Source organism: Bacteroides sp. MSB163 (assembly GCF_036416795.1).
Lineage (GTDB): Bacteria > Bacteroidota > Bacteroidia > Bacteroidales > Bacteroidaceae > Bacteroides > Bacteroides maternus.
The window spans coordinates 4,039,682-4,054,162 of record NZ_CP143867.1; the positions used below are offsets into that span (position 1 = coordinate 4,039,682).

At 43.2% G+C, this 14,481-nt stretch carries 6 protein-coding genes and 1 pseudogene; 1 reads left to right on the forward strand and 6 read right to left on the reverse strand.

Annotation, left to right across the window (positions count from 1 at the left end):
* Positions 1–87: 87 nt before the first annotated feature.
* From VYM24_RS15440 to VYM24_RS15450, 3 genes and pseudogenes are all read right to left on the reverse strand, one after another.
* Entirely contained in the window at positions 88–2,031 is a 1,944-nt protein-coding gene (locus VYM24_RS15440) for a glycoside hydrolase family 97 protein (protein WP_299090145.1), read from the reverse strand.
* Between the two features lie 76 nt (positions 2,032–2,107).
* Positions 2,108–5,053 (reverse strand): annotated as a pseudogene (locus VYM24_RS15445) (beta-L-arabinofuranosidase domain-containing protein); the annotation flags it as partial.
* Between the two features lie 52 nt (positions 5,054–5,105).
* Positions 5,106–6,704 (reverse strand): alginate lyase family protein, encoded by a 1,599-nt coding sequence (locus VYM24_RS15450; RefSeq protein ID WP_291548602.1) that lies wholly within the window; start codon positions 6,702–6,704, stop codon positions 5,106–5,108.
* Positions 6,705–7,048: 344 nt separating this feature from the next.
* On the opposite strand from VYM24_RS15450, the gene VYM24_RS15455 reads away from it, so the two are divergent.
* Entirely contained in the window at positions 7,049–8,980 is a 1,932-nt protein-coding gene (locus VYM24_RS15455) for a glycoside hydrolase family 97 protein (protein WP_299090152.1), read from the forward strand.
* A 124-nt stretch (positions 8,981–9,104) separates the two neighbouring features.
* Here VYM24_RS15455 and VYM24_RS15460 read toward each other — a convergent pair whose 3' ends face one another.
* The 3 genes from VYM24_RS15460 to VYM24_RS15470 all read right to left on the reverse strand — a co-directional run bounded on the left by VYM24_RS15460 (position 9,105) and on the right by VYM24_RS15470 (position 14,425).
* Complete coding sequence (locus VYM24_RS15460; RefSeq protein ID WP_330940350.1) at positions 9,105–10,718, reverse strand: hypothetical protein; 1,614 nt, start codon at positions 10,716–10,718, stop codon at positions 9,105–9,107.
* Between the two features lie 91 nt (positions 10,719–10,809).
* Positions 10,810–12,252 (reverse strand): TlpA family protein disulfide reductase, encoded by a 1,443-nt coding sequence (locus VYM24_RS15465; protein WP_299090161.1) that lies wholly within the window; start codon positions 12,250–12,252, stop codon positions 10,810–10,812.
* A 247-nt stretch (positions 12,253–12,499) separates the two neighbouring features.
* Positions 12,500–14,425: a glycoside hydrolase family 127 protein gene (locus VYM24_RS15470; RefSeq protein ID WP_291548606.1), complete on the reverse strand. Its 1,926-nt coding sequence runs from the start codon at positions 14,423–14,425 to the stop codon at positions 12,500–12,502.
* Positions 14,426–14,481: the final 56 nt, after the last annotated feature.

Consider the following 14,481-nt stretch of genomic DNA (forward strand, 5'->3'; position numbering starts at 1 on the left):
ACCTTTATCTACTGAAAATAACCTTAATGTGTTATTTGTCTATTAATACGAGCGAATCTGTTTATTCACTCAATGGGATATCATATTTTATAATCTTTCTCCTTTGTACTTTTTATACTTCTTCATTTCCTGCCTGTCTATAGGCACCAGTCTTATGGCAGCCCCACCGCTGGGTTTCAGTTGGAACTTCATGGTTTGTGAAGCATTGACAAGCAGATAAGTACATTTCACCTGTGTACTTGTTTTTATCTTTTCTCCCCCATCCGTATAGATGCAGGCGAGGTAATTCTTTTCTTTATCGAGGAACGTGAGAGGTATTTCTTCTTCAGAACCTTCATTGTTGGTCATGGCTGCAACAAACCATTCCTGACCTTTTCGGCGTGCCATTGTTATGTTTTTGCCGGGAGCGCCATTCAATACTTTCGTATCGTCGAATACAGTTTGCAAGTTCTCAAACCATTCCATTTCCGGTTCTCCGTGATAGAACGATGGTTTGTCATACCAGAAGATAGTTTGCAGAGGGCTGTAGAACACGAGTGATGCTGCCAGTTGGTGAGCATGAGTCGTTTTCAGCCGTTTGTCGAAATAACAGATCGTATAGTCGGCTGCACCGTTTATCATACGAGTGAAGGGGAGCGTGACATTATGAGTTGCATCGGGAAATTCTTCGTTTCCACAAATGCCTTCCTGAGTTAATAAATTCGGATAAGTACGGCTGAAGCCCGAAGGGCGAAATTCATCATGGATATTCATCAGCAGATGATTCTCTGCCGCCAAGCGAACCATGTCGTGCATCCAAGTTGCCCAGCGATGGCTGGCGTATTGTACGAAACCGGATTTCACTCCGACAATTCCCCATTCGCGGAGCAATGGGAAAAGTTCACGCATTTGCTTCATGAGTGCATGCTGGTTTACGTACACCCAGATACCAACTCCTTTTTCCTTACCATAAGCTATAACACGGGGCATATCCAGTTTGGCAACCACTTTTGTGGCATCCCCGTCATGTGAAGTACAGGGCATATACCATTGCCAGTCGAAAAGCATATACGGGATATTATGTGCTGCGCAGAAGTCGATGGTTGCAATAGCTCCTTCGGTGGTGATAGTTGTTTCGCGCATAATCTTGCCTGGTTTTACCCATGCGGCGGCATCGGCAATTTCACACGGCGGATTCAGATTCTGGATGATATCATTGTGTTCCAGCAATTCACCCGGTTTGTCGGCTGCCATGACTATCTTCCAGGGAGTGGCATAATAAGTCACTACATCCACAGGGCTATACATTACAGAAGTCAGTGTATTCTTTTTCTCTGTGGAGGCGAGGTATTTGGTCAGACACCAGTCATCTACATCAGCATCTGCCAGTGCGGCCCATTTACCATTCGGGAGTTCCAGCGTAAGGGCACGTTCTACCGGATGTTTGATATCATCAATGTTCAGGTACTCAAAGAAAGCTTGTGCCCATTGTTCGGTCCATGCTTTTGTACCTGCCGGTAAGGCGTATTCTGTGAGATCACCTACTACTTTATGAAAGATAGCCTTCGGGTGTTCCGGGAAGAAATAGCGGAAAGCTACTCCTTCATTATAGGCACGCGCCTCAATGTTGAGCCGGTAGCCGGAGTTATCTTTTTTGGAGAGATAAAGGGTGCCGGTCCGGTAATGATCGCGTACACTGCTACGTTCACCGTAAAGCGGCTGCCAGGTGATGTCTGTTTCGGGTTGGTAAGTCACGGAGTCCACTTCCAGATTGTCCATCCAGCAGGCAGGCTGTTTCAGGTTTCGTGCTCCCAGAGCCATTTCCCATATCCGGTTGTCCAGTTCCAGTCCGGCACGTGATTCATTGACTACAGGTTGTGATTTGTAATCTACCCGATAACAAAGTTCGTTTACCGCAGGTGAAACCTGCTTCTGGTAAAATGCTATTTCATGTGTTCCGTCAGGAGATGTCAGCTTCAGTTCCTTGCCATTGTCTGCAAAGAGGGAAGGAGTGAGAACTAACATAATAATTGCTGATCCGATAGTCTTCATATCTTCGTATTTATTGTTTTTATATAAATACGATTTGGAATATGAGGATACTCAATGTATTCTATCTTTTTAGGGAAATAATGTTCGAGACAGTTTGTGAAATGACAGGACTTCCAAAAAATGACGAGAAGCCATCTTCCTTTTGTGAACTTCCCTGTACATGGGCTATGAAGAATCCATATACCCGGTCCTGTTTATTGATCCATGGATAGGCGCCGGCCCAACCCGGTGAACTGATCTGATAGGCTTCTCCTGTTGCTTCATCAATAAGTTCCCGCCATTCTCCCAAACCATATATGCCAGTATGATATTTTTTCAGTGCACGTTCCACATATTCACCCGGGTGAACTTCTGCATTTCCCACTTGGTCTGCTTGCATTTCATGTATGGTTTCGGGTTTCAGTATTTGCTTTTCTTCAAATACGCCATTGTGGTAGATCATATCAAGAAAACGCATGTAGTCGTGCAAAGTGGTACAGAGCCCCCCACCCAACATGGGAGCGTGTCCGCCATCTGTATTCACAGGCGTGAAGTGAGAGTTTTTCATCCCTAAAGGTCGGGCTATTAATTCCTGGAATAATTCCTCGAATTCTTTATTCATAGCTTTTTCTGCCATCCGGCCGGCTATCTGCATGGCAAGTCCGCCATATTCAAAGCGGGTGCCGGGAGTGAAAACCGTGTCAAGCGGAAGAATTTCCATGATTGCCGAATCCAGATGATTGTAATTGTCTACGCGTGGTTCCGGCAGATAAGAGCGGACACCCGATGTGTGCGAAAGCAACTGACGTAAAGTAATCATTCCTTTTATGTCGTTTTTTAATTCAGAAATCCATTTCTTTACACTATCATTCCAGTCCAGTTCGGTGCAGTCTACCACTGCTCCGATTACTGCGGCGGCTACCCATTTTCCGGCAGAGGCTACATAGACTTTGGTGTCAGGGGTAAAGTTTTTGTAGTTTTTCTGAAAGATAACGCTATCGTCTCTGACTACACAGATTGAGGCTCCCGGATAGTATTTTTTATTCATCCAAGAGTTGACAATGGAGTCAAGTGGCGTAAAATCATAAGCCGTCTGCCGGTTATCGGCAGGACGGCATGATGTGGAGGACAGATCCCAGTATACAACGTAACGTTGGTGATGTAAGTCATACAGTGGCCTTAAAACATTGCCCTGTGATGTCTTAAATATCAGTTCCTCGCCTGTACGCTGTAAACTGTGTTCGAGGTGTTTCTGGTCTATTTGTAAGGTGGTATTCAGCTCAGCCGGAATATGATAATTGTAAGTATAATAGTCATTGTATAATGCCGGATCAGAGAATGGTGCCGGAGTTTGCATACCTTCTGTTCCCGCTTCACCGGCCAATACCAGTGGTCCGTATAGCAGGGCTCCCTTTTGTGGATTATCCGGCGTTGTTTCCAGTTGCAGGCTCATCGGATAATTAGCTTCAATACGATCACCGTCTTTCCATTGGCGGGTTACGGCAATGTATGATCCCGGTTTCTGTTTTACCGATACTTTTTTTCCATTGACGTTTACTTTCACATTTTTACTCCATGATGGATAGCGCAGATAAATCGTAGTGGTAACAGGCTTGTCCGTTTGGATGGTCAATGCTGTGTTTTCTTCTGCAGGGAAACTTGTTTCTTGGTGCAGAGTTATTCCTTTCGCTCTCCAGTTTACTTCTGACGGGATAAAGAGGTTTACGTAGATTCCCTGGTCATTGTGATAATAGATAGCTTCTCCATATTTAGCATGGCTTTCGAAACCACTGCCTACACAACACCAGAAGGAATTCTCCCGGGTACTATAAACTTTGTGAGAGCCGGAGAGCAAAGGCAAGAAATAGGATACCATTCCTGTTTCAGGGTCTTGTTGCCCAAGGATATGATTATAGAGTGCACGTTCGTAGTAGTCGGCAACTTTGGCATCTCCTGTCCAGCAAAACAGGTGGCGACTGAGTTTCAGCATATTGTATGTACAACAAGTCTCACCGGTATATCCGGTCAGATGTTTGGATAATTGTTGTGGATCGAAATAATGCTCTTTATCACTGCTGCATCCCGGTGCAAAGGTATGATGGTCTATCATGGTATGCCAGAAAAAATCAGTCAGTTTCCGACTGCCATTATCCTGCGTCAGCTCGTAGTTGCGTGCTTCGGCAAGAACTTTTGGGATAAAGGTATTCGTGTGCTTTGTTCCTAAATCATCGCGTTGTTCTTTCAGCGGATCGATAACATCATTGTGATAGAAAAATTCAGCAAGCCATTGATAACGCTCATCGCCGGTGATGGCATAAAGATTATAAAAAGATTCGTTCACACCGCCGAATTCATTCCGTATCATCCTTTTCCGGATGGCTTCATCCAGTGGTTTAAGTTTATTATAAGCCCAGTCGCCCATGCGGGTAACTACTTCCAATGCCTGTTTGTTATCTGCATAGAGGTATTGGTCGATCAATCCGGAGAAGAGCTTGTGTAATGTATACCAGGGTGCCCATACACTTGTCCCACGTATGTTCCGATTAATCAATTCTTCCGGATATGCACTGAGATACCCGTTTCCCAAAGCTGCTTGTACTTCTGCCAGACCTGTAACAAGGCTGTCACCTTTCAACTTGAATATTTCACTTCCGGTAGATGCGTACATGAGCGCATAGGCTGATAGTAAATGCCCTGTTGTATGTCCACGCAGTTCGCAGTCCAGTGATTCCCAGCCGCCCAGTTTTTTTACGGTCATATATCCGCCTTCACGTCCGGCAAATACTCCGGCATTGTTGTGGAAACTGTGCAGCAAACGATTGGTTGCTATGGAGGTCATCCAAATAGAATCACGCATCATATTGTCGCGAAAGCGGCTTGGCAATAAACGTACGTCTTTTAAGTCGAAACTTTCTACCTGCATCGGTGCGGTTGTCATTTTTTTCATTTTCCCGGTATGCTGTCCGGGATAAATGGATTGAGCGGAAAGACCGGTTGATAGAGCCGCACAGATTGTTATTAGGATTAAACTCTTATTTCTCATAACTTTTTTGTTAATTCTTTCTTTATATATACGAAGGAGAGAAATATATTACTCAAATATCTTCCAGCTTTTCAAATGAACGAATCCATTCCACAATTACTGGTTCATTACTGATATTCCCAAAATTGAGAATAAGAGTAATGTTTGTTGGTCTTTCTGTGAAGTGCGTTCCATTATTTGACAGATAGTCTGTAATCTTGAATACATAGATATCTTTTCCTATCTTTTTAGCTTTATTCGAATCTAATTTCCAAAACTCTGGAGCACTGGCAACGCTATAGCTTAATTGCAACCAGTCTTTATTTGCGGATGCTGGAATCTTGGGTGCCTTTACAGCAATATACGGATAGTTTCCTGCGTGGTAGGAAATCCTTTTCTTTTGCATATTTACTCCGGATGATACGAATGACATAAGATTATCTACCTGTTTATAAGAGCAATTGGCGAAAGTCCATCCTTCCAGTTGAGAAAGATTCTCATTTATTTGTCCGGGGACTTTTCTTTCATTTGAGTCCTTTCCCAAATAGAACAACAGGCTGCCGAAGCCTGGGTTGTCACAAGTAAATCCCGGTCCTTCAGGACGTATCATGCCTAATACAATTTGGGTATATGGCATTTCTAACCCTTTGCGTTCAACATAGTGATTGTATGCTATTTCAAATAATGAGCGGAAACGTCCCATTCCTTCTTCCCCTAACGTAGTCCAGTTTGAATATTTTCCGGTTATATCTTTCCAGGTAAAGAAAGGTACCTCATAGCCCAGATTGGATTTGGCTAAGTATTCATAACCTTTCATAAGGCGATTATCCAAAGCACTATACAAATCCTTGCCTTGTGTCCAGGCTATTTCAGCAATTTCCGAGAGGCATCCTAATCCTAACATAGCATGTTGCTGGTCACGTCCACTTTCCTGTATTTGGCCGGATTCTGCTACGTAGTTGGGAAGAGTTCCATTGTCATGGCCTTTCAGAAAAAACTCTATGGCGCCTTCATACAACTTTTTATCGTTTAGAAATACTCCGAATGCCATTTGTGCCTTCGTTACTGCAATTCCCCAGTTACCGTTGGTGTAAGGTTTGGTATTGTAGAAAGTAGTAAGTATCGGCTGGAATACATTTCGGAACATGCTTTCTACTTTGGGAGTATCTCTTGCATCCCATCCGTTGGCATATTTATCTGCTGTATATGTATATCTCATGATTTCTGCTGCGTTTACCAGCATAAATCCTTGAAGGCCGGCACAAAGCGGATCATCCGGACCTTCTATTTTCTTTAGGGTACTTGCATACGCTCTGATAATCTCCATTGCTTTGTCTGCATGAGCCTCTTTTCCTGTGACTATCCAAAGAATGGCATTGTAATAAGCTGCATTAAAATCTCGTTCACAAGGGTCTTTGGTATAACCATATCTGCCGGCACGGCTGATAGTTTCGAAAGGTCCTTTTATGCAATAATCAGCTTTTCCCTCAGGCATTCCTCTCATGATGTTGAATGAACCGTAAGCCGGTTGGATCTCATTTCTGACAAGTTCCCGGATTCTTTTTAATGAAGACTCAGAATGAAGTAAGCCCGGATGAGTAAACTCTTGACTGTTTATATTCAGCATATAAAAGAGAAGAATAAATAACGGAATAAATTTCTTTTTCATCATATTCTTAAAATAATAAGGTTAATACATATTAGATAGAAGTCAATATGTATTATATAGTATATTATGTGCGAATTTACCTAAAGCAGTATTATACTTTTTAGTTTAATTATGAAAAATCATTCTATGAATAATGTATTATGAAACTAAAATGTGTTTTCAGACGGGAATAGATGAATTTAGTTACGATCCATATTGAGTAAAAGAGCTTGCCTATTCGTTTTTATTTTAAATGCTGGTCTGGAAGAACTATAATTTAATAACTTTGAATTGTGAATTATGGTATGAAAGCATTTTTAAGGCGGTTTATTGATATGTAAAGTAATAATATAAAGTAGAATTCTGAAATGAAAAAATTATTTGTAGGAGTGTTATGTGTAGCTTTGTCTTTGAGTGTACAGGGCAAAGAGGTGAATATGACATCACCGGATGGAAAATACCAGTTTACGTTGAGTGATAGCGGTGGACAGTTACATTATTCTTTGATTTGGAACGGAAAACAGACAGTAAAACCTTCCTTATTGGGAATCAATGCAAATGTAGAATGGCGGGATGGGGTTGAAATCGGAACTGTGGATAGTAGTCGGAAAGATACGATCTGGCATCCAGTTTATGGCGAAAGAAGTGAAATTAAAGACTGCTATCATGCATGGAAAATAGTTGTCAACCGTCAGAACGGACGTGATAAGTTTATTCTTGATGTCCGAGCCTATGATGAAGGAATTGCCTTCCGTTACCATTTTCCGGGTGGACAATATTTGAAGATTACAGATGAGTATACAGAATATACTATGCCCGAAGGTACTAAAGCCTATTTTACTCCCAAAGCCCAGACCCCGTATTCTTATCTGCCTCTTGAAAACTGGCCGGGCGAATCGGACCGTCCGTTGCTGCTGACACTGGCAGATGGAGGATATGTCTGCCTGGCTGAAGCACAAGTAGTGGACTATGTACGTACGAAGTTCAATGTGTCACCGACTAAAAAGAATACGATTATATCGGCTATGTATGGTCCGGTAGAAGATATTGCTCCTTATTCTACTCCGTGGCGTGTAATCATGTGTGCTGACAAGCCGGGTGGGATTTTGGAGCACAACGATATTCTGTTAAATTTGAATCCGCCATGTCGGATTAAGGATACTTCTTGGATTAAACCGGGAAAGGTGATGCGTGAAGTGACCTTGACCACAGAAGGTGGAAAAGCTTTGGTCGATTTTGCTGTAAAACGGAATCTGCAATACATCCATTTTGATGCCGGGTGGTATGGTTTTGAGTATGATAAGGCTTCAGATGCTACTACTGTAACACTTGATCCGCATAGGAATCCGAAAATAGATGCTCTGAATCTGAAAGAAGTGGTTGCTTATGCGAAGCAGCATGGTATCGGAGTTATACTCTATGTTAATCAGCGGGCTTTGCAGCAACAGTTGGATGAGATACTTCCTTTGTATAAATCATGGGGAATCTCGGGGATTAAGTTTGGATTCGTGCAGGTAGGTTCACAGGTGTGGACAAAATGGATGCACGAAGCCGTGAAAAAGTGTGCTGATTATGGGTTAATGGTAGACATTCATGATGAATACCGTCCGACAGGCTTTAGTCGTACTTATCCTAACCTGATGACTCAGGAAGGTATTCGCGGCAATGAGGAATTTCCGGATGCCACTCATAATGTTACGTTGCCTTTTACCCGCTTTGTAGCCGGAGCAGCCGATTATACAATATGTTACTATCGCCAGGACTTTGGCAGGCTGAACGTTGAAAAAGATAATTATGGTGTTCCTCGTTCTAAGTCCATCCAGACTACACCGGCGCATCAACTGGCCTTAGCAGCTGTCTATTACAGTCCCCTGCAATATATATATTGGTATGATAAGCCTTCGGATTCGCAGGACGAACCGGAATTAAAGTTCTTTGATGATGTGTACACCACCTGGGATGATACGAAGGTTTTACAAGGTGAAGTCGGTGAGTTTATTACTGTGGCTCGCCGGAGAGGAGAGGAATGGTTCATAGGCTCAATTACAAATAATGATGCACGGACGTTACCGGTTGATTTGAGTTTTCTGCCTGCAGGAAAAGATTATGTAGCTGAAATTTATACAGATGGCGACAAATCTATTCCTACACGAACGAAAGTCAGAGTCTCAAAATTCCGTGTCAATGCCAAGACTGTTCTGTATTTTAATCTGAGGGCTTCGGGAGGTTCTGCCATTCGTTTAGTGCCTGAAGTGACTAAGGATAAATCTTTGAAAACCTATAAACAACAGAAGTTGTGATGAAACATGTAAAAGAGATAGATAAAAAGTTACGGTAGTGGTGTGGCAGTATGGTAGGAGTGCAGCACCTAAGATTCAAACGGCCGAACCTATTAAATAAACATCCTCTATTGGGTGGTTACAGTTATTTCAGGATGTAGAAACTACGTTCCACCGGTTCGGCCGTCTGTACTTTACCAGCAATACCATATTGCCAGGCAACTACTGTTACTTTTACCGGAAATTTACTGCGGGGTGGGATAGGAGTGAATACAATTTGCTCTCCTTCTATTTCAGCCGGACCTTCTTTGATGTAGTAAGAGACGGGCAGTCCACAATCACTTGTGGCTTTTAAAGATAAAGAAGCGCTTCCCGCTTTCACATCGGGTAATCCTGGAAATAATATATACTGCCTTTGTCCTTCCGCATTCCGGTAGGGGATGCGGATACTGACTTCCTGAACAGTATTTTTATACTTCCGGTCTCCTGTTTGGCTTGCCAACAGACATATATCACCGGTACGGCGCAGATTATTCATACCCATCCGATAGAAAGATACCATAAATGTGGTGTCATTTACCTTTTTTACTGGTCCACAGATGCGACTGATTATCGGTGTCGCATCTGTATGCTCATCAGATAGTTTGGTTCTCAGGGAATCCGTACATACGGCTTTCAGGTGGAAAGTGATTCCATCGGCTTCCGGATTGAAGCGAGGCTGTACACGTACATGCTGTTTCTTGTCGTATGTCAGTAAACTGTCGTTTTGCTCAAAACCCAGATACTGTTCTTTCTTTCCGCGGCTTTGCGTATATCGTGCTTCAGTCGCTTCCGCTATTTCACGGTCAAAATACCAGAAAGCATCATGAGGATCACCTTTATATTGTGAATAGGGGGCGGCTTTGACTCGCTTCTTCTGATCGGGATGCCAGCGTTCTGCCAGCCAGCCTTTGGTTGGGTTTACCGGATTCAGTTTTACTTTACCGTCTTTCGTTACTTCATCCGTCAGCCGTTGATTGATAGCTTTTTCCAGAAATAGAGCAATGTATGCGGCTGTTTCATCTGCCACATCGAAATGTCCCCGTCCTGCGTCACACAGAAATGAGATACAACTTTCAGGATACATCATGCGGAAGGCCAGTGCCGGATTTACCCGGGCTTCCCACCATTCATATTCTCCTTCAATCATCAGTCCGGGTATTCCATCGATATTACGGGTACGTCCCCATTCCAGATTCTCACGCCCGTAGCCGGTAAGATTCGTACGCGGAGCATCGCCATGTAGGGAAATGATAGCCAAAGTACGTTCCGGATTCCATGCGGCAAAATTCCAGGGATAAGTAGCCATAGCCGAATGGCCTATGGGAACGATGGGGACATTTTTCAGTTTACTATATCCGCTGACGTCTGCCAGGGAAACCATCATTTTCTCAAATATCTGTTGTGTACCTTTCGATACATCCCATTGCTGGTCGATACCGGGAGTTATCCATACAAAGCCGATTCCCAGCTTCTGCATCTTTTCGCGGAAAAGGGGATTATCAAAAAGAGTTTCTTCGCTCATATTGTGTTGTCCTACAATAATTGCTTTTACCTGCATACAGTCAGCGGGTATCCACAAGAAAGCTGTAGGATTCCGGTTCGTTTCATGAGAGACGAACCCGTCAAGAGTCACAGACCATTGCCATTCCCCTGCCCGCAAACAGGGAGAAAGGAACAGCAAGAGGATGATTGAAAAAAACGGTCTATATCTATTCATTGTTCTTTGTTTTTTTACAGTATTAATACGAACGAAGAATAAGCCTGTTTTTGCTGTATTTCGATGAGTCTTAGTATTCGTTAATAATCGTTCATTTAGAGGCTTCTTTCAGTTGTTCCGTCAGCTTATCCATATCTTCCGGGCTGGCTGCCGATGGGAATTGCAGTGCTTCTTCTTTATTGACGATGGCATAATGCGGGATTGACAGCATACCGTTCCGCCCGAACTTCTCATAAATTTCCATTTTGAAAGCCTCGTTGATAATGACATGCTCTCCTTTTAAGTTATAGTGCCCTGTCATTTTTTTCCAGAGTTCAGCTTTCTGGGGAGTATCGATGGAAACATACAATAACACGATATCATTTTCAGCAGCATATTTCTGCAAAGGTTTGATGTGTGCAAACGATGCACGACAAGGACCGCACCAGGTAGCCCATACATCGATAAAGATCACTTTACCCGGGTATAAGTCAGTAATTTCCTTAAAGGTGCGTACACTGTCCGTATTCAATATATGAATGTCTTTCGGAAGTTCGGCTTCATTGAACGCTTTGTTCTTCTGTATCGCTGTTTCTAATTTCGGCATTAGCACGCTTTGGGGATATAATGTCTTGAATTCCTCATACAATGAAGGAATACCGGTTGCAAAATACTCACGGCTTTCGTCTTCCAGAATGAGAAGTCCCATTGCAGCCTCCTGTACCCGACCTTTTAGATTCGTTTTATACCAATCAAATAACAACTGATTGCGTTCATTGTCATCATTCGTACGCCTTTCATGTTTCATGAAAATATCTATGCCTGCCATATTCGATATGACATCTGCAAATGCAGGAGAGAACACGCTTTCAGCCTGACCGACGTTTGCAAAATCCAACATTTGGGCGTAAGCGTCGTCCCATTCCTTCTTGACCGTTTCGGAACCTTTCCGGTAGTTACCGAAGTATTGATTCATATATGCCATCAAAGCCTGTAAACGTATATCCTGTATAGCTCTCTGTCTGAGCTGATTGTCCACTTCTGTTACTTCGTTTTCTAATGTAGTAGCGTAGTCTGTCAGCTTTTGATATACGGATGAGGCAACTGTGTCCTTACCGACGTTAAAGATATCTCCTCGACGTGCACGCAGATTAAATACGTTTTCATTCAGATCAGCCAACTTCTTGAGGATTTCATTTTCTTTCGTCAAACCGTCAACCGGGTTTAGTTCATTAAATTTGGAAGCATCGATATCAAGCGTCTGTTTTCCCGGAGCAAGATAGATACTACCTAAGTTTCGCTCACCATATAGAAAAAGAGACAGCTTTTCGTTACCATTTACAGGTAAGGTAATCTGATACGTGCTGTCGGCATTTAAGCGTAAAGTATCAATCTTGTTCGGTAAGTAAATGCCATCTGTAGTGATGTTATATACAATGGGAGTGCCGGATGTATTCGTTACTTTGCCTTCTAAAGTAATACTCTTCTGGGTACATCCGCTTAGGAGCATAGTGGTTGCTATGCCGCCAAGGCATAAAGATTTGATAAATTCCATTATTTGTTTTTCATTTAGTTCATAATCTGAGACGCTAAAATAGTAATAAGGTTACACTGGGACAATTATTTTCTGTTATATCTTTCACTATGTAGATGGCGGCACCGGGATAATACTCTTTGTCTACCTAACCCGTGATGATGGAATCGAGTGGTGTAAAATCATAAGCCGCCTGCCAGTTAGCGGCAGGGCGGCATGATGCAAATGAAAGATATATTCCACAAAGAGAAAGAAGAGTCTTTTTCATCTACTTTGTTCTTAAATCCCAATATACAACGTAGCGCTGGCGATGCAAATCATACAGAGGCTTTAAAAGTGTACCTTGCTGATTCCTGAATTCCAGACTCTTCCCTGTACGTTGCAGGCAACGTTCAGGATGTTTCAGGTCTACCTGTAATGTGGTGTTTAGCCCTGCCGGAATATGATAATCATAAGTGTAGTAATCATTGTAAAGCTCCGGGTTGGAGAAAGGAGCTGGAGACTGCATTCCTTCAGTACCGAGTTCACCCGCCAATACTAACGGACCATATATCAATGCGCCCTTCTGAGGATTATCGGGAGTGGTTTCCAACTGTATTTCCATTGGATAATTGGCCTCAATCTTGTCTCCGTCTTTCCATTGGCGTGTCACGGCAATGTATGAACCCGGTTTTTGTTTTACAGAAACCCGTTTGCCGTTAACCTTGACTGTCACCTTCTTGCTCCATGATGGATAGCGCAGATACACGGTGGTTTCTACTGGCTTTTTCGTATGGATGGTCAATGCTGTTGTTTCTTCTGCCGGGAAGGCAGTTTCCTGGCGGATAACCATTTCCTTTTCTTCCCAGTTTACCTCTGAAGGGATGAAGAGATTCACATAAATCCCTTTATCATTATGGTAATAGATTGCTTCCCCATATTTGGCATGGTTTTCGAATCCGCTACCTACACAACACCAGAAAGAGTTCTCCTGTGTGCTGTACACTTTGTGCGAGCCGGACAGCAGGGGCAGGAAGTAAGTCACCATTCCGGTTTTAGGGTCTTGCTGCCCTAAGATATGGTTATAGAGTGCCCGTTCGTAGTAGTCGGCTATGGAGGCATCGCCTGTCCAACAGAACAGGTGACGGCTTAATTTCAGCATATTGTATGTGCAACATGTTTCTCCGGTATATCCGGTGAGGTGTTTGGAGAACTGTTTCGGATCGAAGAAGTGTTCCTTATCACTGCTGCAACCGGGGGCAAAAGTATGATGATTAATCATAGTGTGCCAAAAGAAGTCAGTTAGTGTACGGCTTTCTGCACTTTTCGTCAGCTCATAGTTACGGGCTTCGGCCAGAACCTTGGGGATGAAGGTATTGGTGTGTTTGGTTCCCAAGTCATCACGTTGTTCTTTCAGGGGATCGATGACATCATTATGATAGAAAAAATCGGCGAGCCAACGGTAACGCTCGTCGCCTGTAATTGCGTAGAGATTATAGAAAGACTCGTTTACACCGCCGAACTCGTTCCGTATCATTCTCTTTCGGGTAGTTTCATCCAGAGGCTTTAGCTTGTTATAAGCCCAGTCGCCCATACGGGTCACAACATCGAGCGCCTGTTTGTTGTCTGTATAGAGATATTGGTCAATTAATCCTGAGAAGAGTTTATGGAGAGTGTACCAGGGTGCCCATACGCCTGTACCCCGTATATTCCTATTAATCAACTCTTCCGGATAAGCACTGAGATATCCGTTTCCCAACGCTGTCTGTACTTCGGCCAGCCCATTGACCAGACTGTCACCTTTCAGTTTGAATATCTCACTTCCGGTAGCCGCATACATTAATGCATAGGCTGATAGCAGATGCCCTGCGGTGTGTCCTCGCAGTTCGCAGTCAAGAGATTCCCAACCGCCTAGTTTCTTTACAGTCATGTATCCGCCTTCGCGTCCGGCAAATACGCCTGCATTGGTGCGAAAGCTGTGTAGCAGACGATTGATGGCTATCGAGGTCATCCAGACGGAGTCCCGCATCATATTATCACGGAAACGGCTCGGAAGCAGACGTACATCTTTTAAATCAAAACTCTGAACCTGCATCGGAGCTACGGTTTCCTTTTTCATCTTTCCGGTGTGCTGTCCGGGATAGATGGATTGGGCGGAAAAAGTAACCGATGCAGCTAATAAAATACTCATTATGATGAATCTTTTTTGCTTCATATTATTGTTTTTTATGGTTTTATACTTAATAAATACGAAGTAGGAAAACCGAATAC

Coding starts and splice junctions, on each gene's coding strand:
- VYM24_RS15440 (WP_299090145.1), bottom strand. CDS start 2,031: ATGAAGACTATCGGATCAGCAATTATTATGTTAGTTCTCACTCCTTCC.
- VYM24_RS15460 (WP_330940350.1), bottom strand. CDS start 10,718: ATGAATAGATATAGACCGTTTTTTTCAATCATCCTCTTGCTGTTCCTT.
- VYM24_RS15455 (WP_299090152.1), top strand. CDS start 7,049: ATGAAAAAATTATTTGTAGGAGTGTTATGTGTAGCTTTGTCTTTGAGT.
- VYM24_RS15465 (WP_299090161.1), bottom strand. CDS start 12,252: ATGGAATTTATCAAATCTTTATGCCTTGGCGGCATAGCAACCACTATG.
- VYM24_RS15450 (WP_291548602.1), bottom strand. CDS start 6,704: ATGATGAAAAAGAAATTTATTCCGTTATTTATTCTTCTCTTTTATATG.
- VYM24_RS15470 (WP_291548606.1), bottom strand. CDS start 14,425: ATGAAGCAAAAAAGATTCATCATAATGAGTATTTTATTAGCTGCATCG.